Source organism: Streptomyces sp. NPDC050433 (genome assembly GCF_044458565.1).
Classification (GTDB): Bacteria; Actinomycetota; Actinomycetes; order Streptomycetales; family Streptomycetaceae; genus Streptomyces.
Genome location: NZ_JBITIB010000010.1, coordinates 174,735 through 201,399 on the forward strand (window position 1 = coordinate 174,735; position 26,665 = coordinate 201,399).

General features: G+C 68.9%; 24 protein-coding genes and 1 pseudogene. 15 read left to right on the top strand and 10 right to left on the bottom strand.

Features of this window, described 5'->3' with window-relative positions:
* Nucleotides 1-40: 40 nt before the first annotated feature.
* From ACIBLA_RS14835 to ACIBLA_RS14845, 3 genes are read left to right on the top strand one after another with little or no spacing between them, the layout of a single operon-like run.
* Nucleotides 41-1,156, top strand: coding sequence for an ABC transporter substrate-binding protein (locus ACIBLA_RS14835; protein ID WP_399198784.1), 1,116 nt, complete (start codon nt 41-43; stop codon nt 1,154-1,156).
* Between the two features lie 55 nt (nt 1,157-1,211).
* On the top strand, nt 1,212-2,003 hold the full coding sequence (locus tag ACIBLA_RS14840) for an ABC transporter ATP-binding protein (protein ID WP_399198852.1): 792 nt from the start codon (nt 1,212-1,214) through the stop codon (nt 2,001-2,003).
* On the top strand, nt 2,000-2,923 hold the full coding sequence (locus tag ACIBLA_RS14845; RefSeq protein WP_399198785.1) for an ABC transporter permease: 924 nt from the start codon (nt 2,000-2,002) through the stop codon (nt 2,921-2,923). Before ACIBLA_RS14840 ends, ACIBLA_RS14845 begins: the two co-directional genes overlap by 4 nt.
* Nucleotides 2,924-3,115: 192 nt before the next feature.
* Here ACIBLA_RS14845 and ACIBLA_RS14850 read toward each other — a convergent pair whose 3' ends face one another.
* Nucleotides 3,116-3,853, bottom strand: coding sequence for an alpha/beta fold hydrolase (locus ACIBLA_RS14850; protein ID WP_399198786.1), 738 nt, complete (start codon nt 3,851-3,853; stop codon nt 3,116-3,118).
* Nucleotides 3,854-4,135: 282 nt separating this feature from the next.
* Nucleotides 4,136-5,377: an MFS transporter gene (locus ACIBLA_RS14855; RefSeq protein ID WP_399198787.1), complete on the bottom strand. Its 1,242-nt coding sequence runs from the start codon at nt 5,375-5,377 to the stop codon at nt 4,136-4,138.
* 425 nt (nt 5,378-5,802) lie between these two features.
* On the opposite strand from ACIBLA_RS14855, the gene ACIBLA_RS14860 reads away from it, so the two are divergent.
* Nucleotides 5,803-6,573 carry an IclR family transcriptional regulator gene (locus ACIBLA_RS14860; protein ID WP_399198788.1) on the top strand — a complete coding sequence of 257 codons (771 nt, stop codon included), beginning with the start codon at nt 5,803-5,805 and terminating at the stop codon, nt 6,571-6,573.
* 111 nt (nt 6,574-6,684) lie between these two features.
* Here ACIBLA_RS14860 and ACIBLA_RS14865 read toward each other — a convergent pair whose 3' ends face one another.
* Together ACIBLA_RS14865 and ACIBLA_RS14870 are read right to left on the bottom strand one after the other, a co-directional pair.
* Nucleotides 6,685-7,947 (bottom strand): ROK family protein, encoded by a 1,263-nt coding sequence (locus ACIBLA_RS14865; protein ID WP_399198789.1) that lies wholly within the window; start codon nt 7,945-7,947, stop codon nt 6,685-6,687.
* The gene (locus ACIBLA_RS14870) at nt 7,947-9,287 is read right to left on the bottom strand and encodes an ROK family protein (RefSeq protein WP_399198790.1); all 1,341 of its coding nucleotides are present in this window, start codon (nt 9,285-9,287) and stop codon (nt 7,947-7,949) included. The genes ACIBLA_RS14865 and ACIBLA_RS14870 overlap by 1 nt, the downstream gene beginning before the upstream one ends.
* 302 nt (nt 9,288-9,589) lie before the next feature.
* Here ACIBLA_RS14870 and ACIBLA_RS14875 point away from each other — a divergent pair, with 302 nt between their 5' ends.
* The 7 genes from ACIBLA_RS14875 to ACIBLA_RS14905 all read left to right on the top strand — a co-directional run bounded on the left by ACIBLA_RS14875 (nt 9,590) and on the right by ACIBLA_RS14905 (nt 16,524).
* Nucleotides 9,590-10,906, top strand: a complete 1,317-nt coding sequence (locus tag ACIBLA_RS14875; RefSeq protein ID WP_399198791.1) for an ABC transporter substrate-binding protein — start codon at nt 9,590-9,592, stop codon at nt 10,904-10,906.
* A 169-nt stretch (nt 10,907-11,075) separates the two neighbouring features.
* Entirely contained in the window at nt 11,076-11,936 is an 861-nt protein-coding gene (locus ACIBLA_RS14880; RefSeq protein ID WP_399198793.1) for a carbohydrate ABC transporter permease, read from the top strand.
* Nucleotides 11,933-12,778, top strand: a complete 846-nt coding sequence (locus ACIBLA_RS14885) for a carbohydrate ABC transporter permease (protein ID WP_399198794.1) — start codon at nt 11,933-11,935, stop codon at nt 12,776-12,778. The genes ACIBLA_RS14880 and ACIBLA_RS14885 overlap by 4 nt, the downstream gene beginning before the upstream one ends.
* A gap of 84 nt (nt 12,779-12,862) precedes the next feature.
* Nucleotides 12,863-13,765 (top strand): sugar phosphate isomerase/epimerase family protein, encoded by a 903-nt coding sequence (locus tag ACIBLA_RS14890; protein ID WP_399198795.1) that lies wholly within the window; start codon nt 12,863-12,865, stop codon nt 13,763-13,765.
* Complete coding sequence (locus ACIBLA_RS14895; protein ID WP_399198796.1) at nt 13,762-14,808, top strand: Gfo/Idh/MocA family protein; 1,047 nt, start codon at nt 13,762-13,764, stop codon at nt 14,806-14,808. The genes ACIBLA_RS14890 and ACIBLA_RS14895 overlap by 4 nt, the downstream gene beginning before the upstream one ends.
* A complete protein-coding gene (locus tag ACIBLA_RS14900; protein ID WP_399198797.1) occupies nt 14,805-15,605 on the top strand; it encodes a hypothetical protein in 801 nt (266 codons plus the stop codon). Before ACIBLA_RS14895 ends, ACIBLA_RS14900 begins: the two co-directional genes overlap by 4 nt.
* A gap of 40 nt (nt 15,606-15,645) precedes the next feature.
* Complete coding sequence (locus ACIBLA_RS14905; RefSeq protein WP_399198799.1) at nt 15,646-16,524, top strand: DUF1080 domain-containing protein; 879 nt, start codon at nt 15,646-15,648, stop codon at nt 16,522-16,524.
* 17 nt (nt 16,525-16,541) lie between these two features.
* On the opposite strand, the gene ACIBLA_RS14910 is transcribed toward ACIBLA_RS14905, so the two are convergent.
* Complete coding sequence (locus ACIBLA_RS14910) at nt 16,542-17,795, bottom strand: IS110 family transposase (RefSeq protein WP_399198800.1); 1,254 nt, start codon at nt 17,793-17,795, stop codon at nt 16,542-16,544.
* 206 nt (nt 17,796-18,001) lie between these two features.
* On the opposite strand from ACIBLA_RS14910, the gene ACIBLA_RS14915 reads away from it, so the two are divergent.
* Nucleotides 18,002-18,913 carry a sugar phosphate isomerase/epimerase family protein gene (locus ACIBLA_RS14915; protein WP_399198801.1) on the top strand — a complete coding sequence of 304 codons (912 nt, stop codon included), beginning with the start codon at nt 18,002-18,004 and terminating at the stop codon, nt 18,911-18,913.
* Between the two features lie 312 nt (nt 18,914-19,225).
* Here ACIBLA_RS14915 and ACIBLA_RS14920 read toward each other — a convergent pair.
* The 4 genes and pseudogenes from ACIBLA_RS14920 to ACIBLA_RS14935 all read right to left on the bottom strand — a co-directional run.
* A pseudogene (locus tag ACIBLA_RS14920) lies at nt 19,226-19,918 on the bottom strand (oxidoreductase); the annotation flags it as partial.
* Nucleotides 19,919-20,115: 197 nt separating this feature from the next.
* Complete coding sequence (locus tag ACIBLA_RS14925) at nt 20,116-21,003, bottom strand: aldo/keto reductase (RefSeq protein ID WP_399198802.1); 888 nt, start codon at nt 21,001-21,003, stop codon at nt 20,116-20,118.
* Between the two features lie 38 nt (nt 21,004-21,041).
* Nucleotides 21,042-21,380, bottom strand: a complete 339-nt coding sequence (locus ACIBLA_RS14930; RefSeq protein WP_399198803.1) for an aldo/keto reductase — start codon at nt 21,378-21,380, stop codon at nt 21,042-21,044.
* On the bottom strand, nt 21,377-21,766 hold the full coding sequence (locus ACIBLA_RS14935) for a hypothetical protein (protein ID WP_399198804.1): 390 nt from the start codon (nt 21,764-21,766) through the stop codon (nt 21,377-21,379). Before ACIBLA_RS14935 ends, ACIBLA_RS14930 begins: the two co-directional genes overlap by 4 nt.
* 455 nt (nt 21,767-22,221) lie before the next feature.
* Here ACIBLA_RS14935 and ACIBLA_RS14940 point away from each other — a divergent pair, with 455 nt between their 5' ends.
* On the top strand, nt 22,222-23,139 hold the full coding sequence (locus ACIBLA_RS14940; RefSeq protein ID WP_399198805.1) for a helix-turn-helix transcriptional regulator: 918 nt from the start codon (nt 22,222-22,224) through the stop codon (nt 23,137-23,139).
* A 56-nt stretch (nt 23,140-23,195) separates the two neighbouring features.
* Here ACIBLA_RS14940 and ACIBLA_RS14945 read toward each other — a convergent pair whose 3' ends face one another.
* Entirely contained in the window at nt 23,196-24,104 is a 909-nt protein-coding gene (locus ACIBLA_RS14945; protein WP_399198806.1) for a helix-turn-helix transcriptional regulator, read from the bottom strand.
* Nucleotides 24,105-24,270: 166 nt separating this feature from the next.
* On the opposite strand from ACIBLA_RS14945, the gene ACIBLA_RS14950 reads away from it, so the two are divergent.
* Nucleotides 24,271-25,701, top strand: coding sequence for an MFS transporter (locus tag ACIBLA_RS14950; RefSeq protein WP_399198807.1), 1,431 nt, complete (start codon nt 24,271-24,273; stop codon nt 25,699-25,701).
* 58 nt (nt 25,702-25,759) lie between these two features.
* The gene (locus ACIBLA_RS14955; RefSeq protein WP_399198808.1) at nt 25,760-26,611 is read left to right on the top strand and encodes an aldo/keto reductase; all 852 of its coding nucleotides are present in this window, start codon (nt 25,760-25,762) and stop codon (nt 26,609-26,611) included.
* Nucleotides 26,612-26,665 lie beyond the last annotated feature (54 nt).

Genomic DNA, 26,665 nt, shown 5'->3' on the forward strand with positions numbered 1-26,665 from the left:
ACTCAAGGCCGTTTCGACACCCGCGACAAAGGAGTCCGGCATGTTCACCAGGCGATTTCTGTTCGCCTCCACCTCACGAAGGACACCACGGACCCGGCTCGTCGCTGCGCTCACCGTGCTCACCGTCGTGCTCACCGGGTGCGCGAGCACGGACCGAGCGAATTCCTCAGGAGGCGCGGCTCAGGACGGGGCGCTGAAGGTCCGGATCATCTCGACCTCATCGACCTTCACCGACCTCCCGACCGTGGTGATCGAGGCACGGGGCTACTTCGCCAAGGTCGGCCTCGACGCGACTGTCGAACACGGAGCCGGCAACGCCTCCCTGATCACCCAGACCGTGATCTCCGGGGACGCCGATATCGGCACGTCCGGGACCGGAGCGCTGTACAACGCCTACGCCGAGGGGATGACGGACCTCGTCGGCCTCGGGACCACCAACCCCAGCATCACCTTCGGCCTGGCGTTGAGCCAGGACACGATCGACGCTCTCGCCGAGCGCGGGGTGACGCCGAAGTCGCCTGTACGCGACCGGGTCCAGGCGCTTCGGGGCCTCAACCTCGCCGCCTCGCCGCAGGGCTCGACGGGCAATTCGTACCTGCGCTCCATGCTCAGCGAGCACGGCCTCGACCCGGACCGCGACGTGACGATCGTCCCCAACAACGACGGCACGGCCCAGATCGCCAGCACACGACAGGGCCGGACCGACGGGTTCGCCCAGTCCTTCCCACGGGTCAACTTCCCCGAGGCGGAGGGCTGGGGCGGATTGTGGCTGAACTGGGCGGTCGATCTTCCCAAGCTCCTGCCGCTGGCCTCGCACGACTACTACACCACTCGCTCCTGGCTCTCGAAGAACCCCGAGGTCGCGAAGCGGGTCATGGAAGCCATGTGGCTCGCGCACCGGGATCTGCAGAACCCGACCGCCGAGCTGCGGGACGCGGTCCGGAAGCTCCCCGACTTCGCCGATCTGAACAAGGCCGCCTTCGAGGCGGGCTGGGAACTCGCCGTCGGCGCCTACAAGGGGGCGACACCCTTGACGACAAAGGAGATGTTCGACAACGAGGCCGCGCTCGTGAACGCCGAGCGGAAAGAACCGGTGAAGTTCGGCTTCGACGACATCTACGACCTGAGCGCTGCGGAAGCCGCGCAGCCGCGATGAGGAGGCAACGATGCCGAGGGATTCAGCGCCCGAGAGGACGGGGCCCGTGGACACCATGACATCGGCAGAGAAGGCCCCGGAGTTCTCCTTCCGGAACGTCACCCGTCGGTTCCGGTCCAGCAGCGACAGAGAGTTCGTGGCGCTCCAGTCGGTCGATCTCGACGTCGACAGCGGTTCGTTCGTCTGTTTCATCGGGCCGAGCGGATGCGGCAAGACCACGCTGCTGAACATGTCGGCCGGGTTGCTGTCGCCGACCGACGGCGCCGTGCACTTCCGCGGTGAGCAGCTGACCGGCGTGAACACCGGGGTCGGGTTCATCACGCAGCACGACAACCTCCTGCCGTGGCGCACTCTGGAGAAGAACGTCGGGATCGCGCTCGAGATCGAGAAGGTGCCCCGGGCGGAGCGCCGCCGGCGAGTCGCCGAGGTGATCGAGCTGGTGGGGCTCAAGGGTTTCGCGCACCAATACCCGTCACAGCTGTCGGGCGGCATGCAAAAGCGCGCGTCGCTCGCGCGCGGTCTGGTCTACGGCCCCTCGACGCTGCTGATGGACGAGCCGTTCGGGGCGCTGGACGCGCAACTGCGGTTCACGATGCAGAACGAGCTGCTGCGGATCTGGGAGCGGGACCGCAAGACCATCATCTTCGTGACGCACGACCTGGACGAGGCCATCCTCCTCGCCGACAAGATCGTCGTCTTCGGGACCCATCCGGGCCGCGTCGTCCACGTGGAGGACGTGCCGCTGGAGCGTCCGCGTGATTTCGCCGAGCTGCGGCTCAGCCCAGTCTACGGTGAGATCTGGGAACGGCTGTGGAAACTGCTGGAGAACTCCGAGGAGGCACCGTGAACCCGACCCCTGTGTCGACGCCGCGCGGGGCGGACGCCGACCTCGCCGCGTCCGCCGTCGCGACCCCGGCGGAATCGCCGCCCGCGGGCCCGGTCCGTGGCTCGCGCGCCCGGACCGACATCAAGCGGATGATCGTCCGCGTCTCGCGGGTGGTGCTGCCCATCGCGCTGCTGCTGACCTGGGAGACCACTACCGGGGACCCGAAGACCGAGCCCGGTGTGCTCTTCGACAGCTTCTTCATCAGCAAGCCGTCCGAGATCTGGGCGGCGCTGAGCGGCTGGGTCGAGGAGGGCGTGCTGCTGGAAAGCATCCAGGCCACCGTGATCGCGATGCTCTACGGGTTCACCATCGGCTCCCTGTTCGGCATCCTCGTGGGCATCGTGCTGGGCAGCAGCCCGATGCTCGGCGACATCTTCAAACCGTTCATCGTCGCGCTCAACGCGGTACCGCGACTGGCGCTCGTGCCGCTGTTCATCCTGTGGTTCGGGTTCGGGCTGGGCTCCAAGGTCGCTCTCGTCACCCTCATCGTGTTCTTCCTTGTCTTCTACAGCACCTACGAGGGGGTGCGCGACGTCGAACAGCGCCTCATCGACGTACTCAAGGTGATGAACGCGTCCCGGCTCACCGTGCAGTTGAAGGTCCGGATCCCCTCGGCCGCGACCTGGATCATCCAGGGCCTGCGGGTCTCGGTGCCCTACGCGCTGGTCGCCGCGGTCACCGCCGAGATCATCGGCGCCAACACCGGTATCGGCTACCTGATCCAGCGGTCCGCGGGCAACTTCTTCACCGCCGGTGTCTTCGCGGGCATCGCCGTGCTCGTGGTGGTGTCGGTCGTCATCAACGCGCTGGTGACGCTGTTGGAGAAGCGCCTGCTGCGGTGGAAGCCGCGCAACCTGACGGGCGGCTCCGCCACACTGTAAGCCGTCACCAAGCCGTCACCTCCACTTCGGACCTCTCACCGGGACCCCGCCGCATCGTCGAGATCTCGGCCGGGTCCCGGCCTTTCGCGTGCATGTGCTCAGGGCGTGCATGTACTCAGGCAAGGCCCGCGCGTGGGAGTCACTCGCGCGGGCCGGCGCGCCAACGACGCGGTCACGGCCGCCCGTTGCCGATCAGCCCAGATCGAGCGCGTCGAGCAACAGTGCGGTGACCGCCTCAGGGTCGGTGACCATGGCATCGTGCGCCGTGTCCAGCACCTGGCGATGGAAGCGGGCATCAGCCTCGCTGCGTAGCCGTGCCCGCTCCAGCAGATGCGGCTCCAGGGACGAGGGGACGCATTCGATGAACGTCCCCGGGTGCTGCCAGGCGCGGTCGGTCGGCCCGATCGGGTCCTGGTAGGTCTTGAGCGGCTGGGCCGTCATCCTTCTGTTCACCCACGCCGCGGCGACCGGGTCAGTCACGCCGTACCTGGCCGCGTCCGCCGTCGGGATGTACCACCCGTCGCCTTGTTCTTCCGCCAGCGCGATCATCGCCTTCGCGCGCTGCGGGCCGATGAGGTCGAAGACCGACTCACCGGTCCGGGGCATGTGGCCGTCGAGCAGGACGTGCCCGCGGACCCTGTCTCCGATCCGTTCCAGCGCGCCGGTCACCACCATTCCGCCGTAGCTGTGCCCGACGAGCACGGCGTCCCGGATGTCCTCGTACTCGAACGTCGCGACGATGTCCTCGATATGCGTGCCCAAGCCGATCTCTCGGCTGAGCAGGTGCGCACGCTCGCCGAGACCGGTCAGCGTAGGGGTGAACACCTCGTGCCCCCGGGCGCGCAGACTGCGCGCGACCGGCTGCCAGCACCACCCTCCGTGCCTGCCACCGTGGACCAGCACGAACGGTCGGGAAGGCGCCGTCGCCATGTGAGTCTCCCTCGTCATTCAGTAGTGGGCGTGCTGGTGAGCTCCACCCGCTCCACGACCACGCTGCCGTCCGGAGGGCGCGGCGCGCAGGAGGGCGTCGACACGCGCCCGCGTAGTTCGCGATTATGAATTATCTATCGCAATTACGAACATGATATTAGAGGGCGACATTGCCAACGGTCAACGCCCGCTTGAGTGACAGGCCAAGAACCTCAGCGCGCGGATCAGGCTCCGAGGGTCTTGGGGCCGGGAAGTAAAGAAGGGAGTGCGACCGCGATCCGCCTACACCAGGGATCGAGGGCGGCACCAGGCAGCGATGGCCACGAGACAGGCGGCGACGACAAGCCAGGCCGCGCGCACCGACAGCCCGTCGGCGACAGCGCCGGAGACAACGGCAGCGACCGGCCGCGCCCCGACGAAACCCATCATCCACAGGGCCATGACCCGGCCACGCAGATGGCCGGGCACCCGCAGCTGGATCAAGGTTCCCGCACTGGAGCTGGCGACGATGAACCCTCCTCCGGCTGCGGCCATGGCCAGCATGGCGAGCTCGACGGTGATCGCCGCCGCACAGCCGGCCACGCCGACAGCCAGCAGCATGATGCCGACGCTGACGACGACTTCGTGGCGCACCCGTGGCGCCATCCATGAACTGACGATGATGCCGAGTCCGGCTCCGGCACCGAAGCTCGACGTGAGTGCGCCGACGGTACCGGCCCCTCCCCCGAGATCACGTGCCAGCGCCGGCGCCAGCGTGGCAGTCGGCTCCGAGCCGAACCCGAGTCCCGCCACGACCACGAGGAGCAACAGCAGGGGACGGTCGTGCCAGACATGCCGGACGGCGGCTGCGACCGAGTAGGACTCGTCGACACCACGCTCGGTTCGATCGCTGTCGGGGATACGGATGATCAGCATCAGACCGGCGAACAGGAGATGCCCCGCCGCGGCCGCCGCAAAGGCCTGGGCGGGGCCTGCCAGCTGCGTCATCACCGCACCTACCGCCGGGCCCGCGACACGCCCCACCGTCATCGGCGCGGTGTTCAGGGCCATCGCCGTCGGCAGCTCGTCACGCCGGACCAGCAGCGGGGTGACCGACTGCATGGCCGGCCCGCCGATGACGAAACCGAACCCGGCGATCAGGGACGCGGCAACCACCACCGAGGCAAGCACCCAACCGGTGGCGTCATCATCGACCGACAACCACAGCCCAAGTCCCCCTGAACCGGCGGCACACAACAACCGGCCGAAGATGATCTGACGCGCGACATCACCCCGGTCGGCCCAGGCACCGGCCACCAGAGCCAGGAGGAGCTGAGGGGCGAACTGGGCGACCGGGACCAGCGCGACCGCGAACACGGAGCCGGTCGCCCCGTAGACCACGATCGCCGCCACCACGGAATGCAGGTACACGGCACTGGCCGTGACCAGCCGCCCCCAGAAGAATCCACCGAAGTCCCGGCCGGTGAGCAACTGAAACGCGCCACGCGGCCGGGCGGACTTCTTCACGTGCTCGTCGGCAGTCATGGGTTCCATCTCCCGTGGTCACCTCGGCAGCCCGACGTTGCCGATGCCCCTCTGCATTCCGTCGAAGCCCCAGCAGACCAGCGACGACGGCACCTGCCCGGTCCTGGGCGTGATGGAGGGCATCGACCGCGGTGTTGATGTCGTCGAGGGCGCAGCCGTCGGCCACAAGCGCACTTGGGTGGGCGACGACGTGGGAGATTGCCTCAGCCATGCGGCTTCTCTCCCCCTTCCGTCGTCATCGATGCGACGGCGTCGTGAATCAAGGAATGGAGCATTGGTTCATATTTACGAACCATGGTTCGCAATATGGAGCACGATAGGAGTCGGCCAAATGAGCTGTCAACCACAGCTGTCGACCGCGGGGTCACCTCACGTCGGGTTCGTAATAGCGGAACACTGTCCGCCATTCGGGTACGGTGGGCACCATGAGTGCCAGGCCTTCCGCCCCCACCGAGAGCGTCCCGCAACACCACCGGACCATCGACCGCGTGACGCAGATCCTTGAGGAAGTCGTCTACCACCCGGGGATCAGCTTCGCTGAGCTCACCCGCGCCCTCAACGCTCCGAAGAGTTCGGTGCACGGGTTCATTCGGGGCCTACAGGCGAAGGGCTGGCTGTACGAGGACAACCGGCGCTTCTACCTGGGGCCCGCTGTCTACGGCCTCACACTGGTCAGCGGCCACATTCGGGCGGGCATGGTCACCCAGGCGGACCTCGACGCGCTGCACAGGGACACCGGAATGACGGTCTTTCTCGGGGTCGAGGCCGGCGACCACCTGATCTACATCGGAGAGTCGGGAACGGACGCGCTCACGGGGTTCGCCGCACGCAGCAACATCCGACGGACCCTGCTCTCGACAGCGGGCGGCAAGGCCCTGCTGGCGGCACGGCCCGATGCCGAACGGGACGCCTACCAGCGCCGCCAGCAGCCGGAGAACGCTGAGCTGGTGTCGGTCTTCCTGTCCGAGTTCGCCGACATCAACAAGAACCGCATCGCGACGAACACCCGGCACCACGGGGCTCAGCTCGCACTCGCGACCGTCGTGCGCAATCGGACGGGGGACGGAGTGGCGGCTGCGATCCTCGTCGGCCAGACCACCGCGATGAAGCCGCACGAGGCAAAGTTGAGCAGAACGCTCCTCAAGCACGTCGACTCATGGACACAGCGGCCCGATTCGCCCCGGGAACCGATCTGATCGCGGCGACGACCGGCACAGTCACGACGCGAGGCCGGACCCCGTGTCTTACGTGGGAACGGCCTGCGCCACACCGGATGTCGGCCGGACTGGTTGTTGTGTGAGCCTGGGTCAGCTGTGCACGACCTCCGCGAGACCGGCCGGCGAACCGGCGTCGATCCAGCGGGGGAGCCGGGCCGGGGACAGCAGTTCGTCGGCGACCATGAAGGCGGCACCGACGAGGCCGGCGCGGTCGCTGAGCGGTGACACCTCGATCCGCAGGTCGTGAGCGGCGGAGGGGAACGTCAGGTGGTAGACCTCCTCCCGGATGGCGGCGAGCAGAAGGTCGCCGCTGTGGGCGACACCACCGCCGACGAGCACGAGGGACGGATTGGTAATGTTCGCCAGGGCCGCAAGCGCCCGCCCCAGCATCTTCCCGGCGCGGTTCAGCAGCGAAACGCAGTACGGATCCCCCGCACGCGCTTCTTCCGCGATGTCCCGGGCGTCGATCCCGCCCCGCGCTTCGAGGCGGGCGGCCAGGGCCGGGCTGTGGCCGGCCCTGGCCGCCGCGGAGCCCTCGGCGGCGAGCGAGCTGCCTCCGGCGTAGAGGTTCAGGCAGCCGGTGGCACCACACCGGCAGACCGCCGAGGGATCGTCGACCACGTTGACGTGGCCGATCTCTCCGGCACTGCCCCGGGCACCGCGGCTGAGTCTGCCGCCGGAGATCAAGCCGGCGCCGACACCCGACCCGAGCTTGACGTACGCGAGATCTTCCACCTGGTGTCCAGGGGTTCCGCGGTACTCGCCGAGAGCCATGAGATTGACCTCGTTGTCGACCCATACCGGTACGTCGAATCGCTCGGCCAGGCGCTTGCGGACCGGATATCCGCCCCAGCCCGCCATCAGACTGAGCGGGATGGGGCACCCTGCGGCGGCGTCCACGGGACCGAGCACACCGATGCCGACGCCCCACAGCGAAGGCGCGTCGCGCGGAAGGTCGGCGAGGAGGCCGTCGAAGAGTTCCTCGACCCGGTTCAACAGGGGCTCCGGCCGCTCGGCGACCGCGTCCGTCGGCTCCTCATGGTGGGCCAGCAGTTCACCGCCCAGATCGGCGAGGCCGACGCCGATGCTCGTGTACCCGAGTTCGGCGACGAGCACGAGCCCCGCCCGACGCCGGAAGCGCAGTTGACGGGCCGAGCGGCCACCGGTGGAGGGCGCCAGTTCCGCCTCCTCCAGAAGACCGTGGCTGAGCAGGTCGGCGACCCTCTGAGTGACGAGCTTGCGGCCCAGACCGGTGCGGGCGCCGAGTTCGGGACGGGTCGTCGCCTGCCCCGTGCGGACCATGTCCAGCAACGTGCACAGAGTCTGGGCCGTCTCGAACACGGGGGCGGCCATCAGGTCCTCCTCAGGCGTGCGGCGGGACGGCGCTCCTCGGCGACGTTCACCTCGGTCAGTTCCGGCTGGTCGACGGGCGAACCGAGGGGCAGCCAGCGTGCGAGCGCCCGAGCTGCGAACAGCTCGTCCGCGGCCATGTGCGCCGCACCGACCAACCCGACGTCCACGCTGTCCGCCGAGCGCAGGATGCGCAGATCACGCGTCGCGAGCGGCAGTGAGCGCTCGTACACCGTGCGCCGCACGGCGGCCAGCACGAGGTCCCCGGCGGATGCGACACCGCCACCGATGACGATCATCGTCGGATTGTAGAAGTTGACGACCGTCGCCAGCATGCCGCCCACCAGCCGTCCGGACCGGGAGAGCAGCGCGATCGCCGCGGAGTCCCCCGCGTGTGCCGCGTCCGCGACGTCGCGCGCCTCTACGGAGCCACCGCCCGCCTCACGTTCACGAAGCCGCGCCGCCAGGAACGGGCTCGATCCGTCGCGTGCCACCGCCGCGCCGTCACGAGCCAGGGCAGCTCCTCCGGCAAGTGCCTCCAGGCAGTTGTGCCTTCCGCACCGGCACAGCACGGGAGAGTCACTGCCCACAAGAACATGTCCGACATCGCCGGCCGATCCGTTGGCTCCACGGTGCAACCGTCCGTCGCTGACCACGCCTGCCCCGATACCGGTACCGATCTTGACGTACACCACGTCACGCTGTCCGCTGGCCACACCGCCCCGCACCTCGCCCAGCGCCATGAGGTTGGCGTCGTTGTCGACCCAGGCGGGAGCCCGGTAGCGAGCGGCGAAGCGGTCACGTACGGGACAGCCGTCCCAGCCGGGCATGATCGGCGGCGCGATCGGCCGTCCGGAACGGAACTCCACGGGGCCGGGAAGCCCAACCCCGATCCCCCACACCGCGGGCGCTCCGGCGGGACGCTCATCGAGCATGCGGTCGAAGAGCTCCTCGACCCGGGCCAGCGCGCGCTCGGGACCGGCCGCGATGTCATGCGTCTCGTGGTGGCGCCCGACCAGTCGCCCCTCAAGGTCGGCGACGGCCGCGCTCAGCCCAGTGGCACCGAACCGCGCGACCAGCAGCGCTCCGGCATCCGGCGCGAACCGCAGCTCACGGCGGCTTCGGGCAGCCGTGGCGGCGCCGGTCCCGCCGTCTCTCAGCAGCCCCCGCTCGACGAGCGCGGACACCAGCGGCACAAGAGCCTTGCGGCCAAGCCCCAGGCCGTGGCCCAGTTCCTGACGCGTGGCGGCCCTGCCGTTGCGTACACGTTCCAGCAGTGCAGCGGCGTGCTCCGTCCACGTCTCGGAGGGCGCTTGAGGGCCCGCACTGGGCTCGACTTCCATCGACGGGACCACTTCCGGCAGCTGACTACGGCCGCTACCAGCTTATCGATCCAGCCACACATATATCGCCTCCCAGGGCATTGACTTATGTTCCTACGGAACATAAGTTGCGGACAGCTGACCGCGTTTCAGTGATCCACATCACACATCTCGACCTCGTCGAAGGTCTCAGCCCACCGACGCACCGACGCGGACCGCCCTCGCCCCGCGCCCATCGGCATCCGCCCGGTTCGGCACCCCGAACCGCACACGGCCGCCGAACCAGTCCTTATCCATGCAGGGACCTGCGCCAAGGAGAGTCCATGACCACTCGGCACTACCCATCGACAATCGAAAGCGGCCTCTCGCGCCGGGGCTTCCTCGGCCTGGGTGCCGGTACGGCAGGCGCCGCGTTCCTCACGGCGTGCGGTGGCCTGGGCCCGGGAAATTCGGGCAACACCAAGACCCTGAAGTTCTGGGACATGATGTGGGGCCTGACGGGCTACACACCGGTCGCGAAGAAACTGGCACTGGGCTACAAGCCGGCCTCGGGCCGCCCGAAGGCCTCGTACCAGTACATTCCGTGGGCCAACTTCGTGCAGACCTTCACCTCCGCCGTCGCCTCCAAGACCGGTCCCGCGGTCAGCTCCGGCGCCAGTTATCAGGCGCTGCAGTTCCTCCGGCAGGGCGCGATCGCCCCCGCGGACGACCTCATCGCCAAACTGAAGAAGGAGGACTTCCTGCCGGGCACCATCGAGGCCATGCGGTACGAGGGCCAGTACTTCGCGGTGCCGTGGCAGATGGACATGAGAGTGCTGTACGTCCGCAAGTCGCTGCTGAAGAAGGCGGGCGTCGCCGTACCGACCGACTGGGACAGTTTCAAGGCCGCATGTGTCGCGCTGAGGAAGCAGGGTCATGCCGGTTTCGGCATGCAGGCCGGACCGTCCACCAGCGTCGGCAGCCAGCAAGTGCTCACCATGATGTACAACAACGGCGGCGGGATGTTCGACAAGGACGGCAGGCCCGACTGTGTCACCGACCGCAACATCGAAACCCTGGAGTTCCTCAGGGAACTCGTCTCGATCGGCGCGATCGAGAAGCGGTACGTCAGCTACACCGACAACAACCTGCTCACCGACGTCAAGTCCGGGAAGGCCGCCATGGCCTTCCTGGCACCGGGCTACGAGACCAATCTCCCTACCGCGGACCAGTCGGACCTAGTGGTGACAAGCCCGCTCAGCGGACCGCACGGCGACAAGGGCGCCTACGCCTCGATCAACAACCTGATGATGTACACCAACACCCCCTCCCAGCAGGACAGCGAGGCGTTCCTCACGTACTACCTGGACCATATGAAGGTCCTGTGGCAGAAGAAGGCCGTCACTGCCCTGCCGGTCCGTCAGTCCATCGTCGACCTGCCCGAGTTCCAGGCGAACCCCAACATGGCCAAGATCGCCAAGGAGTGGCAGCCGGTCGGCAGGACCCACGCGGCCCTCTCCCCCACCCCTTTCCCCGCGCTCAACGCCGTCGACGGCGGCCAGGCACTCGCCAACTTCACCCAGCAGATCATCCAGGGCGCGGGCACGCCTAGGTCCCAGTTGGAGTCCCTGCAGAAGGGTCTTGAGTCGCTCGTCAAGTGACGCTCCCGGTGTGCCGCGCCTTCACCGCGAGCATGCCGTGGCCCCGCCCCGATCCGACCCGGAGTCCGTGATGACCGAGCCGCAGACACTGTCGTCCGCACTGGTTGCGCGACAGGTGAGCCCGACCGGCCCAGCCAGGGATGTCTCCCACCCGCGCAGACGTTCCGCCGTGTCCAAACGAGGCCTGACGATGGGCGCGATGCTCGCGCCCTCGCTGATCCTGATTGTGCTGATCAACGCCTATCCCCTGGTCTACGCCGCGATCCAGGCCACCCACAACAGCACCCTCACCAGTACGGGCCCCTACGTCGGATGGGACAACTTCTCCTTCGCACTGTCCGATCCGGGTTTCTGGAAGGCCGCCCGCTTCACCCTGTGGTTCACCCTGATCGGAGTCCTCGGCAGTTGGGCGGTCGGTCTGGCCATGGCGCTGCTGCTGCGCAGCAATGTGCCCGGCCGCTCCGTCTTCCGAGTGCTGTTGCTGCTGCCCTGGGTGGTACCGATGGTCGTCTCCGCGACCAGCTGGAACTGGCTGGCCAACACCCACGACAGCCCACTGCCCGCCCTGGCCCGCTCCCTCGGATTCGATGACGTCCTCTTTCTCGCCGACCCCACGCTGGCCGCCACCACCGTCTTCGCGTTCAAGGTCTGGGGAGCGTTCCCCTTCATGATGATGACCAGCGGCGCCGCGCTCGAAGCCGTCGATCACACCATGTACGAGGCCGCCCGGATGGACGGCGCGAGCAGGTGGCAGCAGTTCCGCCACATCACCCTGCCGCTGATCGCCCGCCCCACGTACATCAGCTGGATCCTGATGGCGATCTTCTGCGTCAACGACTTCCCCACCATCTTCCTGCTCACCGGAGGCGGCCCCTCCGACGCCACCAACTCCCTGGTCGTCTACGCCTACCGGCTCGTCTTCCAGAACTTCCAGCCCGGCTACGGAATCGCCGTGGCCTTCCTGATGACCGCCGTCCTCAGTGCCGTCGCGGCCGTCCTCTTCCGGCAGATCCGGAGGGCAGCCCAGTGACCACCGACACCCGGACCGCTTCCTCCCGTGCCGGCACCGGCACGATCGGACGGTGGCTGCGTTTCACGGTCCTCGTACTGATCACAGCGGTCGTGCTGGTCCCCATCGGCGCGATCATACTGCTGGCCCTGAGGCCCCGGGCCGCAACCGGTGCGAGCGGAATGACGCTCGACACGTTGTCGTGGGTGCTGACCGAGACCGAGGTCATGACCTGGCTCGGCAACAGCCTGACCGCCGCACTCCTGTCCACCACCATCGCGGTCGCCGTCGCAGCACCCGCCGGATACGTCCTGTCCCGGGGACGCAGCAAGGCGGTCTCCGGTTACTCCCTACTCCTCTTCGTCATCCAGTCGTTCCCCGTCGTCGTCTTCGTCATCCCCCTGTTCATCCTCTTCGCGGACCTCGGACTCGCCGACTCCATCGCCGGCCTGACCATCGTCTACGTCGCGGCCACCATGTCCGTGTCCTGCTGGATGATGGCCGCCTACATGGACTCCATCCCCCTCTCCCTGGAAGAGGCGGCCTGGATCGACGGCTGTTCGCTGGTCGGCGGTTTCGTCAGGATCGTGCTGCGCAACTCGCTGCCCGGCATCCTCTCCACCGCCATCTTCAGCTTCCTGCTCTCCTGGAACGACTACCTCGTCGCCCTGGTCTTCCTACGCAGCAGCGACCGGTACACCCTCCCCATCGGTCTGCAGACCTTCTTCCAGCAGAACTCCGTCGACTGGGGCCCCGTCATGGCCCTCGCCGTGATCATGATGCTGCCGCCGGTCCTCGTCTTCGCCGCCCTCAACCGCTACTTCAGCGTCGGAGGCATCGGTGGCTCGCTGGCAGGCCAGTGACCGCTCCGCCCCACCCCCGCACAGCGCGTCAGCCCCGCGGACGACGCGCCGTGCCCACCCCGAAGCCGGAAGGAAACACCCCGTATGAGCAGCACCGCACAGGTCGCTTTCAATCCTCTGACCTGGCTCTTCTCCTCATCTGGTCAATTCTCCCCGGACGACGCACCGCCGCTCGCGCACATCTACCGTGAGATCCGCGAGGCCGGATTCCACGCGGTGCACACCGAGATACCGCAGGACATGAGCGTCGACGACTACCGCCAGCTGCTCGACGACAGCGGACTGGCACCGGCACCGGGTTACTTCCACACCGCGTTCAGCGACCCGGCCCGCATGCCGGGCGCCGTGGAGGAGGCCAAGCGGACGGCCGGACACCACGCTCAGCTGGGGCTGAGCCGGATCTTCATCGCGGACGGGTTCGCCGCCGGCCCCCGTCTGGAACGTCCCGCGCAGGGCGCGGACGCCGACGCGGCGCGACTGGACCGGATCGCCACGGCCGTCGGCACAGTGGCGGAGGCGATGGTCGCCGAAGGGGTGACTCCCTGTCTGCACCAGCACGTCGGCACCTGGATCGAGACCGAGGCCGAAACCGAAGCCGTTCTCGCGTCCGTGGACCCCGAACTGCTGCTGCTCGGGCCGGACACCGGGCATCTGGCCTGGGTGGGAGTGGATCCCGCGCGGTTCATCGAGAAGCATCTCGACCGGATCGGCGCGGTCCATCTCAAGGATCTGCATGGTGCGATCCGCGCGGAGGCTCGTACCGAGTCCCTCGACTACTTCGGCACCGCCGCCCGCCATCTGTGGACCGAACCGGGCCGCGGAGACGTCGACTTCGACGACGTGCTCGACGTGCTCTCCCGCTTCGACGGCTGGTACGTGATCGAGGTGGACGTCGCCGACCAGCCGACCCCCCGGGACACCGCCGCCGTGAGCGCACGCTGGGTCAGCGAGCGGCTCACCGGCGACCACGCCGAGGCCGCCTCATGAGCCGTACGCACCCTCCGCTCGGTGTCGGCGTGATCGGCGCCGGCCCGGTCGTCCAGGCCGTCCACCTGCCGACCCTGGCCACGCTCGCCGACCGGCTGACGGTCACCCATGTCATGGATGTCGACCCGGAAGTGTCCGCGAGCGTCGCCGCACGGGCCGGTGCCCGCCACAGCGCCGGCCTGGAGGAGTTGCTCGCCGACGACAGCGTGGAGGTGGTGGCCGTCTGCAGTCCCCACGCCTTCCACGCCGAGCACATCGCGGCCGCCGTCGCGGCGGGTAAGCGCGGCATCCTGTGCGAGAAGCCACTTGCCACGACCAGGGCGGAGGCCGAGCACCTCGCCAAAGCGGTGAGCGCCGCAGCCGTACCGATCGTGGTCGGCGCGATGCACGCCTACGACCCGGCGTGGCGTGCCGCTCAGCGGGAGTGGGGCGATCTGCCGGAGCGCGTCCACCTGGTGCGCTCCCGGATCTGGCTGCCGGGCAACGACGAGTTCATCGGCCTTGCCACCGACCCGATGACAGCGGGCACCACGCGGCCCGCAGCCGCGTCGGGCCCCGCTCCCCCCGCCACCGAACGCCTCCGGAACGCCGTGCTGGGCCTGGCCACCCACACGGTCCCGCAGCTGCGCCAGTTCCTTCCGGGACCGGTGCGGGTCGTCGAGGCACACATGCTGTCGCCCTTCGGGTACCGGCTGGTGATCACGGGCAACGGGCGGACTGCCGAGTTGTCGGCCCTGATGCCGGGCGCCTGGGAAACCGACTGGACCTTCGAGGCCTGGGCTGCCGACGCCCGGCTTCGGGTGACGTATCCGCCGTCGTTCGTCCTCGCCGGTTCCGCGACCGCGTCCCTGACCACCGAAGCCGCCGACACCCGCACATGGCGGTTCCCCGTCAACGGATACCAGGCCGAGTGGCTGCACCTCGCCGATGTGGTGGAAGGCCGCGCCGAGCCACTGATCGGGCTCTCCCCCGCGGTCGCGGACCTCCTCTACGCCCTGGATCTGGCCGAGGCTGCGGCCGCTCTCCTGGAGGACCACGGATGACCACCGCCCTGATCGGCGTCGCCTTCGACGGGCCGGCCACCGCCGCCCGCCACGCCCCCACCCTCGCCGGGCTGCCCGCCCGCTTCCGTACGGTCGCCAAGGTATCGGACGCGGACATCCTGGTCGTCGACGGTACGACACCCGACTGGCCCGCCGCCTGCACGCGGGCGGCGGCCGTACTGGTGGACCGCCCGCGCGCGGCGGACGGCGAACCGCCGCACCGCCCCCGGGTGTTCGCCGACCTCGGCTATCCGGCGGACCCGGCCTGGACGGCCGAGCTGCCCGGCATCAGAGCCTCCCTCGACGACACCGTCAGCATCGTCGAGTCCACCGTCACCGTGACCGGTCCGGACGAACTCCCCGACAGCCTGCTGTCCCAGCTCACCATGCTGCGGGCCTTGTTCGGTGACATCGGCACGCTCACGCCGTCCGCCGTCACCGCGCGCCGCGGCTACCTCCTCACCGCCGCGGCGGGCGGAACCGTGATCTCCCTGTCCGGCACCGTCGGACCAGAAGCCGGCCTCGTCCTCGTGACGGCGAGCCAGGCCGAACGCCGACACCTCTCCCTGTACGCGCCCCACACCGCTCGTCCTGCCCGTATCACCCGCTTCACCGGCGAAGGCAGGCGCACCGTACGCCCGGTCTTCGAGTCATCCCGCCGCGCTCTCTGGCGCGGGGTCCACTCCACGCTCACCGGCACGGGCACGTACACGGGAGCGCATCAACTGGCCGCCGCCCTGCCGGACCTCGCCGTCGCCACATCCGTACTGGGCGCTCCCCACCCGACTGTCCGATGAACAGGTCCGCCGTTCACAGCGCACCGGAGGAACACATTCGATGAAACTGGACACTTTTGACGACGAGGGCTTCATCAGCCTCTTCGACGGCAATTCCCTGACCGGCTGGCATCCGGCGCCCCGGGTCTACGGGACGGTCTACCCCGGAGGACCTCACCTGCTCGACGTGTTCGACGAGCGCGGCACCGCACGCCCGGTGGAGCCGGAGAAGCATCCCGCTGTCTGGCGCGTGGAGAACGGCTACATCGTCGGTGAGCAGGAAGAGCCGGGGTGCGGCTACGGCGGGTACCTGGTGAGCGACGACACGTTCGCGGACTTCGAACTCGCGCTGGAGGCACGGCCGGACTGGCCCGCGGACACGGGCATCATGCTCCGTCGCAAGCTGGACAGCTGGGAGGGCTTCCAGGTCCTGCTCGACCACCGCGAGTCCGGCGGTATCGCCGGTTTCTTCGGCAACGGTCTCGCCAGCTTCTCCGCCGTCCCGTTCGCCGTGGTATCGAAGAAGGACGCCGAGGGAAGGATCGTCGGACTCGCCGCGGACGACCCGGCGACCTCCGTCGAACCGGTCACCCAGGAGAAGATCGACCGGCTGAGCTACGCGGCCGACGTGAACGACTTTCTTGAGGTGTGGCGGTGGGACGACTGGAACGAGATCAGGATCCGCTGCGTCGGCGCCCTGCCGGTCATCACCACCTGGGTGAACGGACTGAAGATAGCGGAGCTGAACACCGGAACACTCGACTCCCCGGACTACGACCCGTCCGCGGTGCTGGAGTCCCTCGGCAACCGCGGGCATCTTGCCTTCGAGGTGCACGACAACGACGCGTTGTTCGGTGAGGCCCGCTGGGGCACGGGCGCCCAGTGCCGCTGGCGCAACGTCAGGATCAAGGATCTCGGCGAGACGGAGGTCCCGGCATGAGTTTCCTGAGTCAACCTCTATGCCGCCAATGGCGTGTCGGCGGTCGTGCTGATCTTGTTGTTGGCTTGGTGGGTGGCTGGGTCGTAGCAGGCTCCGTCCCGCCAGCAGGCCCACATCACCCGGAGCCAGGCGCGGGCCAGGATCCGGATGGCGTGGGGGTGTCGCTTCTTGCGTGCTCGGGCGTCGTTGTAGATCTTGGCGGCCCAGTCGCTGCCGTGCCGGCTGTTGTCGGCGAAGACGGTCAGTGCGAGACGTGCTCTGCGGTTGGTCGCGAAGCGGAAGGCGACCACGCGGGACTTGCCCGAGGCGCGGGTGACGGGAACGACACCGGCCTCAGAGATGAGCTGTTCGCAGGTCTGGGCGCGTTCCAGGATCGGGCCGATCTCTCCGATGACCTGGCCGAGGCTGACCTTGCCGATGCGCGGCATGGTGGCGAACAGCGCCGCGTAGGGGTGGGTTTCGATCGCCGCGGTGATGGACTTGTCCAGTGTTCGGATGGTGGCGCGAACGCCCTGGACCAGCTGGACCTGGACGCGGACGAGCTGTTCGACGGCCGTTTCGCTGAGGCGGGAGGCAGCTTTGGGGGCGGCGCGCAGGCGCTCGATGAGGACGCTGCCGGGCTTCTTGCCGAAGTAGCCGCGGCGCTTGCACCAGGCTTCCAGCCGTCCGGCGGTGAGCTTGGCGGCGGAGGCCGGGGTGGGGTATCGCTCCAGGAACGCCATGGCGATGTCGCTGTCGAGTTCGGCGAAGACCGCCTTGCCGCCGGGCCAGTGCATGTCCAGCAGCGCGGCGAACTGGTTGACAGCGGCGACCTTGGCCTCGACGTGGTCGGCGCGGGTCCGGGTGAGCGCCTGGAGGTCCATGGTGGCCTGCTCGGTGGGCTCCAGGCGGGGCAGCAGATGCCCGTCGGTGCGCAGGTAGTCGGCGAGCTTCATGCTGTCGCCCGCGTCGGTCTTCGCCTTCGAGGCGCCCCAGCGCGCCCGCATGGCGTGGAAGGCGTTCGGATGCACCGGCACCACCGGGTGCCCGGCGGCCAGCAGCCGGTCCGCGGCCAGACCACGCGTCGTCTCGATCGCCACTGGCAGGTCTGCCGGGGCCCCGTGCTTACGCAGACGGGCCAGCGTCTTGGCGAACCCCTCCTCGGTGTGGGCGAGTTCCCACCGCTCAACCCGCCTGCCGGTGTCGTCCATGACCGTCACGTCGTGAGTGTCGGTCGCCCAGTCCCACCCGATGAACACGAAAGAAGTACTCCAGTGCCGTGCGCGGAGCACCTGCCCGGTGGTGAGGTCGTCTGCCGGGAGCTCATTAATCGGCCCTCTGCGGGGCGTGTCCCTGAAGCCGATCAGACGGCCTCGGCCCGGCGGGGCCGGCGGAACTCATGCAGGCCGTCGAACGGCTCGCACCACTGGCCGTGCACCCACCGGGACCGAGAGGTCACAACCCTACCCGTGAGGGCTGCAGAAGGGATGGTCCTCTAATGAGCACGCTCGCCGTCTCCAGTTTCAGCCTCCACCGGGTGCTGGGACCCCTGCGCCTCGAACGGCCGACACCCGACGGCGGATACGAGGAGTTCGAGCTGCCGTTGCCTCGCGAACACAGCCTTGAGGAGTTCGCGGTTCTGGTACGCGATCGCCTCGGTGTCACCGCGGTGGAGCTGTGCCAGATCCAGTTCGACTCGTCATCCGAGCCGCGTGTGGAGGCACTGGCATCGGCCTTGAAGGTCAGTGGTGTACGGGTGCTCACCGTGCCGATCGACGTCGGTGATCTCGCCGGCGGCAACGTCGGCACCCGGGAGCGGGACGTGGCCCGCATCGAGCGATGGTTCGCCGTCGCGCGTCGCCTCGGGGCGACATATGTACGCGTCAAAACCGGTTCGCCGATCACCGGCGCGGCGGCCGAGGAGCGCAGTGGGCTGGTCGCCTCGCTGCGTACGCTCGCCGTCTCCGCGGAACGGGACGGCATGCGCCTGCTGGTGGAGAACCACGGAGGCCCCGGCTCCGATCCAGACTTCCTGCTCGGCCTGCGTGCCGAGGTCGGTCCTGAGCACCTGGGCATCCTGCTCGACCTCGGCAACTTCGAGCCTGTCTCCACCATCGGGCACGCTCGGCTGACCGGCGAGACCGTCGACGAGTCCGGTGTCGATCGTGAGCCGGTGTACGAGAACATCGCCCGCCTGGCACCGGTGGCCGATCTGGTGCACGCGAAGGCCTACGACCCCACCTCCGACGGTTCACCGCTGCTGGACCTCGACCGCGCGCTCGGCATCGTGTCGGCGAGCGGCTACGAGGGATCGGTGAGCATCGAATGGGAGGGCGTCGCAGGCGACCCCTGGCTGCGAACGGCCGAGACGGTGGCCGCTGTACGAGCCGCCTTCCCCAAGCTCGGGTGACGTCCCCGGTGGCCTCCTGCCGCTCTGCCTCCAACGAACTGATGAAAGGCGATTCGTGAACGACAGCACAACGCCCCTGGTAGGAGACGCCGCCCCTCCCCGCGTCGTCGTCCTCGGGACCGGGATGATCGGTGAAGTCCACCGGCGGGCCGCGGTGCTGGCCGGCGCTCGGTGATCGGGGCGATGGCCTCGACACCCGAGCGCTCGGAAGCGGTGGCCGGCCGTCGGCGGACGACCGCGCTCGGATCCCTCGACGACCTCGCACGGCTCACCCCTGACGTGGTGCACGTTCGAAGCCCGAACGGCCTCCACGGCCCCGATGAGGGCCTGGGCCGCGCGGGCGGGTTCGCCGGGCTGAGGACCGTGGGTGGTGTCGTTCTCCTTGCGTCGGAGGCCGGCGGTGTCGTCGTAGTCCGAGATGATGGTGCTCGACTGCTGGAGCGAACGTCCCGCGAAGTCCGTGCGGAAGGCTTCCGGCTCGACGAGAGCCACCTTGATCCCGAGCGGCGCCACCTCCTTGCGCAACGCGTCGGACAGGCCCCCGAGGGCGAACTTGGTGGCTGAGTAGTAACCGGATCCGGGCAGGGCCAGTCGGCCGCCGATGGAGGAGACGTTCACGATCGCCCCGCTGTGACGTGCGCGCATGCCCGGCAGCACCGCCTTGATCATGCCGACCGGGCCGAAGAAGTTGGTCGCGAACAGTTCCGCGACATCCTCCTCCGCGCCCTCTTCGACGGCGGCGCGATAGCCGTGCCCGGCGTTGTTGACCAGCACGTCCACACCGCCGAAGCGGTCCTCGGCCGCCCGGACGGCCTCGGCGACCTGCATACGGTCGGACACGTCGAGCGGGAGCGCGAGTGCGGTGTGCGGGTGCAGCGCAGAGAGATCCTCCACCGACGAGACGTTCCGCGCGGTGACGACGGCGTTCCAGCCCCGTTCGAGCACCGCCTCTGCGAGAGCGCGGCCGAGTCCGGACGAGCATCCTGTGATCAACCAAGTAGGCACGGTAATACGCGCTTACTTCCGTTCATGAGGGTGCGGGTCCGGTGCACCACCGTGTTCCTCGGGGCGCGGCCCCGGGCCACCGTCATTTCGCCTTCGGCGCCGAGTCCCGCAGGCAGGACAGGGCTACGGTCGTTGTCGACATGACGGTGGCCCGGGGCCGGTGGGCGAATCCGCCGAAAGGAGTGCGGGCGTGACCGTCAGCGGGTGCCGAAGGTGTCCAGCTTGATGACCTCGGGGTCGGGTCCGCTGCGCAGCCCGGTGTCGAGGGCATCGATGGCGGCCACCTCGTCGGGCGTAAGGGTGAAGTCGAAGACGTCGAAGTTCTCCGCGATCCGGTGCGCCTTTACGGACTTGGGGATCGCGCACACGCCACGTTCGAGGTGCCAGCGCAGGACGACCTGGGCCGCCGTCTTGCCGTACTTCTCGGCAAGCTCCAGGACCGCGGGCTCTTCCAGGGCGCTGCGGCCGCCGTTCGCTGCGTGGGCCCAGTAGCGGGTGATGCCGCCGATCGGCGACCAGGCCTGGGTGACGATCCCGAGCTCCTCGTGGACCTCGCGCAGTTCGCGCTGGACGAAGTACGGGTGCAGTTCGACCTGGTTGACCGCCGGGACGATGTCGGTCTGCTCCATGAGGGTGTTCAGGATCCCCGCGGTGTGGTTGGAGACACCGATGGCCCGGACCCGGCCGTCCGCGAGGAGCTTCTCGGCGGCCTTGTAGGCGGCGAACCAGGGTTCGGGCTCGAGCGGCGCCGGCTGGTGCAGCAGATACAGGTCGAGGTACTCAAGACCCAGCTTGTCCAGGCTCGTCTCGAAGGCACGCAACGCGGAGATGTAACCGTAGTCACTCAGCCACAGCTTGGTCGTCACGAAGATCTCGTCGCGGGACACACCGGACCGCTTGATGCCCTCGCCGACCTGCTCTTCGTTGCGGTAGGCGGCGGCTGTGTCGATCAGGCGGTAGCCGTCCCGAAGCGCGGTCTCGACCGCGGTGGCGGTCTCCTCCGGGGGGCTCTGGTAGACGCCGAGGCCCAGGGCGGGCATCTCGACGCCGTTGTTCAGTTTCAGGAGCGGGGTCTTACCAGTCATGACTCTCCTTGCTGGGTTGGGGTGGTGCGATGAGTGGGTCAGAGTTGGACGAGGACCTTCAGTGCCTCGCGGTCGGCCATCGCGCGATAGCCGTCGGGGACGTCGTCCACTCCCACGGGACGGCCGAGGGCACGGCCCGGACCGGCACGATCCGGCCCTGCAGCACGCCGGGCAACGGTTCCTCGACCGGGCCGTCGATGACGGCCGCCGTGCCGGCTCGGGCTGCGTGTCCGTTCGGCCAGGTCGGCCGCGCTCAGTTCGACATCCGCCCCCGTCTCGGCGAGCGTGCCCCACGACTCCTCAATGGGCACCTCGGGGTCCACCCGGTGGCGCTGGTAGAGGTCGGCGTGTTCGGAACCCAGGCGGTGCAGGCTCACCTCGGTCGACTTACGGAGGTGCTCAGGGCGGCCGTTGGACACAGGACGCGGGGAGACAACGGCCTCGGCGTTGTCGGGGGCGGGACACCGACCTCGGTGGCCGGCACCGTCCGCTCACGGTGACCTCGGCGAGTGCCCCGGCCGACCGATGCCTCATCGGTGTACGGGCCGTACCCGTCAGCGATGTCGATCAGGGTCGTCGTGCCGGGGTCGATCGCCATGGAGGCGCCCCCGGTCGAGTGAAGCCGGGACTGGGGGACGATCACGGGGACGGACGCCTCCTCGTCCCGTGAGGCCGCCATGCCATAACCGTACGACGCTCCCACGCGGCCCGGACCGAGGACGCCGGTCTCAGGGTCGCTGGTGCCGAGTGTCGTTGTGCGCATGAACACTGCCTGCTTCCTGTCAGCGGTTGTGGTGGCGTTCCTCGTCGGTGAGGCGCTCGCCCCAGGTGGTCTCGGACCGCCGTCGGGGCTGAGGGCCTACGACGTGCGTGTTCCGATCGGTGCGGGCGCCAGGCGCGAACCACATCCGGTTCACGAAGTCCTCTTCGACAGGGCTTCCCCTAAGTCCGCTCCTCGGTACGCCTCGGGGAAGGTGCGGAGGGCTGCCTGGCCGCGGTTGCGAACTCCACGATGTCCTCAAGCCGCGCGATCACGCTCTTGGTGCTCGACCACCCGGCGTACAACGCCGTCAGAGTTGCGATCCCGACACCCGCAACGCTCCCTCGCGCACGCGTCATGTGCCAGACCGCGCTGTGCCAGGGAACCGCGTTCCGGGGCACGACAGGGCCCCCCACACGCCTACCGACGGGTCACCTTCACCCCGCACACTCAAAGGCATGACACGTGAGCAGGCCACCAGCGGGGGCACCGAGCTGGGCGGCTTCCTGCGCGCCCGCCGTGCCGGGATGACCCCCGCCGGGGCCGGTCTCACGGTCGGCCCGCTACCGCGCCGCAGGCCCGGGCTGCGCCGTGAGGAACTGGCCACCCTTGCCTGTATCAGCAGCGACTACTACACCCGCCTGGAGCAAGGCAAGGAGACTCGGCCCAGCACGTCCGTCGTCGACGCCCTGGCCCGCGCCCTGCGCCTGGAGGAGGACGAACACGAGCACCTGCGCAGCCTCGCCGTCCTCGCCGCACGCACCGCGCCGGAACCTCCGACGCCACCCAGCCGGACCATACGACCGGGCGTGAAGCTGCTGCTGGAGACCTTGCGGCCGAACCCCGCGCATGTGGTCAGCCGTACCAACGACCTGCTCGCGGCCAACCCCAGCGGGCTGAGACTGCTCTCCGGAATCGAGGAGTGGCCGGTCAGACAGCGCAACATCGCGCGCTACGCCTTCCTGCACCCCGCCGCCCGCGACCTCTTCCCCGACTGGGCCACCCAGGTCCGCGGCTGCGTCGCCCGGCTGCGAGCCCTGGCCGGCACCGACCCGGACGCCCCCGACCTGACCCGGCTCGTCGGTGAACTCCTTCTCAAGAGCCCGGAGTTCGCACGCCTGTGGGAGCGCTACGACATCAAGGGCCGCGCCCACGGCCGTAAGACCTTCCACCATCCCGACGTCGGCGACCTCACCGTCGGCTACCAGTCCATGGAACTGGAGGGCACGCCGGGCCACCACCTCATCACGTACTACGCCGAGCCGGGCACCGCCGACTACGACGGCATCGTCCTCCTCGACATGCTCGGCTCACGGCCGGCGCCGCACCAACCGAAATCGTCGCCCCAGGACGAACCCACGTCGTCCTCGACCTGACGCCGCAACGCCCTGCTGACAACAGCAAGATGCCGGGGCAGGGCGTTGGGTGTTCGTCAGGAGTGTGCGGGCCGTTGCTGTTCGCCCTTCGTATCGGGATGCCTGGTGGGCTGCGGTGCGGTCGTGTCGAGCAGGAGCATGGCGTAGTGGTCGGGGGTGCCGGGGTCGGCGGTGTAGACGCCGAGGCGCTGGCCAGGGGTGCCGTCGAGCTGCATGCTCTGGCCGCTGAGGGTGAGGACGCCGACCTCGGGGTGGTGGAAGGTCTTCTGGATCCTCTTGCGCCCGACGACCTCGTAGCGCTCCCACAACTTGACGAAGTCGGGGCTCTTGAGCAGGAGCTCCCCCACCAGGCCGGCGAGGTCGGAAGCGTCCGGGTCGGTGCCGGCCAGAGCGCGCAGCCGGGCAACGCAGCCGCGAACCTGCTCGTCCCAGTCGGGGAAGAGGGTGCGCGCGGTGGGGTGCAGGAAGAGGTAGCGGGCGATGTTGCGCTGGGTGGCGGGCCAGTCGGCGAGGCCCGCGTACAGGGCTAGGCCCCCGGGATTCCACGCGAGCAGGTCCATGCTGCGGCTGACCACATAGGCCGGGCTCGGCCGCATCGTCTCCAGGAGCAGTTCCAGGTCCGGGCGCACGCTGCGGCTCGGCGGCGGGGGCTCAGGGGCGTAGCGGGCTGCCCTGGCGGCCAGGTCGCGCATGTGCTGGTGCTCGGAGTCGTCGAGGCGTAGGGCGCGGGCGAGGGAGTCCAGCACAGCGGGGCTGGGGCGGGTTTCCTTGCCGCGCTCCAGCCGGACGTAGTAGTCGATGCTGATACCCGAGAGCGTGGCCAGTTCCTCGCGGCGCAGGCCAGGGGTGCGGCGCATGCCTGCACCCACGGTGAGGCCCACCTGGTCGGGGCTTGTCTGGGTACGACGCGCGCGCAGGAACCGCCCCAGTTCCATGTCGGCGCTGCTGCTCTGTTCGGATGCCATGCCGCCAGTGTCACACCACGCTGACCTGCGTGGCAGGAACGTGGGGGGCCCTCTCACACCCCTGAACGCCGCTCCCTGGCACATTCCGGCCTGCCAACGGGACCGGAAAGGCGCCAGGATCGATTCCGTCAGCACATCCGGCCTTACCAGTGCAGGAGATTCTCCCTTGTCCACGTCCGCCTCGCCCGCATCGGTCCAGTTCGGCGTGGCCGGTCCGCCGCCGCAGAGCAGGCCCGGCGCACGATGGGCGCTGGCCGCCGTACTGCTCGGCTTCTTCACGATCATGGTCGACGCGATGATCGTGAACGTGGCCCTGCCCTCGATCGGCCGCGGTATCGACAGCGGCATGACCGGGCTGCAGTGGGTGGTCGACGGCTACACCCTCGCATTCGCCGCGTTCCTGCTGTCCGCGGGCGCGGTCAGTGACCGTATCGGCGCTCGTCAGGCGTTCGCCAGCGGGCTGGGCCTGTTCGTGGTGGCGTCCGCGATCTGCGCGGTGGCGCCGAATCTGGGCGTTCTGGTGGCGGCGCGGCTGGTGCAGGGAGCCGGGGCCGCGCTCGTCGTTCCGTCCTCCCTCGCCCTGCTGCGGGAGACCTTCCCCGACCCGGCGGCCCGTGCGAAGGCGATCGCTCTGTGGGGTGTCGGCGGCTCCGCCGGAGCCGCTGCCGGGCCTGTGGCCGGTGGGCTGCTCACCCTCGTCGACTGGCGGATGATCTTCTTCGTCAACCTGCCCGTCGGCGCGGTGGCCCTGGTGCTCCTCAGGCATGCCCAGCGTTCCCCGCGCCGGGAGGTGCCCTTCGACTGGACCGGCCAGGTGGCCGCCGTCGTCGCCATGGGCGCACTGACCTACGCGGTCATCGAGGCCGGTGCCGACGGGTTCGACGCCGGGCGGGTCCTGGTCGCCTTCGCTGTGGCCGTCGTGGCGGCCGTTGTCTACCTGGTCGCGCAGGCGCGCGGTCGCCATCCGATGACGCCGCTGTCGCTGCTGCGCTCCCGCACGATGTCCCTCACGGTCGCCATCGGGTTCGCCCTGAACGTCGGCTTCTACGGGATGATCTTCCTGCTGGGCCTGTATCTCCAGCAGGCGCACGGTATGAGCGCGCTCGCCACCGGCTTGGCCTTCCTGCCGATGACCGTACTCACCTCCTTCATGGGCCCCGTCGCCGCCCGCCTGGCCGTACGGTTCGGTGCGCGGATCCCGGTGGTCACCGGCCAGTTCCTGATGGCCACTGGCCTGCTGGTGATGGTGGCCCAGCCCGGCGACGCGCCGGTGTGGCTGACGGTGGTGCTGATGGTGCCCGTCGGCGCCGGCGGCGCGATGGCCGTGACCGCGATGACGGCACTGCTGCTGGAGCAGGTGCCTGCCGAGCGCGCCGGCATCGCCAGTGGTGTGCTGAACGCAGCTCGTCAGCTCGGCGGCGCTCTGGCCGTGGCGGTCTTCGGGGCGCTGCTGGCCGACCGGGCCGGGTTCGTCTCGGGCCTGCACACCAGTCTGCTGATCGCCGCGGCGACCGTGGCCGTGAGCATCGTGGCCACCGTGCTGCTGCGCACTCAAGCCCCTCACCAGCTCCCAGCCACCGAGGCGGCTCACGCCTGATCGAACACTGGCCCGCCACCTGTCCCACCCTGCTCCATATAGACAGAAGGAAAATCCCATGCAGAGCGTCACCCTCAACAACGGCGTCGAAATGCCGATCCTCGGCTTCGGCGTGTTCCAGATCCCGGCGGAGGAGACCGAGCAGGCCGTCTCCGACGCGCTGGCCGCCGGCTACCGGCTGCTCGACACCGCCTCCTCCTACCAGAACGAGGAGTCGGTCGGCCGCGCCATCAAGAACAGCGGCATTCCGCGCGCAGATCTGTTCGTCACCACCAAGCTGTACGTTCAGGACGCTCCCGCCGAGGAGAACACCAAGCGCGCCTTCGAGATCTCGCTGAACAAGCTCGGCCTGGACTACGTCGACCTGTACCTGATGCACCAGCCCTACGGGGACGTGTACGGCCAGTGGCGTGCCATGGAGGCACTCAACCGCGAGGGCCGCGCCAAGGCGATCGGCGTCGCCAACTTCTACCCCGACCGGCTCCTCGACCTCATCATCAACAATGAAGTCACTCCTGCGGTCAACCAGATCGAGACCCACCCCTTCTTCCAGCGCACCACCGACCAGGAACTCATGCGCGAGCACGGAGTTCAGATCCAGTCGTGGGGCGGGTTCGCCGAGGGCAAGAACGACCTCTTCACCAATCCCGTCCTGAGCGAGATCGGTGAGAAGCACGGTAAGTCCGTGGCACAGGTCGCCCTCCGCTGGCTGATCCAGCGCGGCATCGTCGCGATCCCCAAGTCCGTGCGCCCCGACCGCATGGCGGAGAACCTCGACATCTTCGACTTCGAACTCACCGGCGACCAGATGGCGGCCATCGCCACCCTGGACACCGGAGGGACCCTGTTCTTCGACCACCACGACCCGGCGATGGTCAACTGGCTCAGCGCGCGGCGCCTGGACGCCTGAGCCGGTCGGCACGTCCCCCGGGGCGACCCGCGGTGTCCCCGCGGCCCGGGGGCG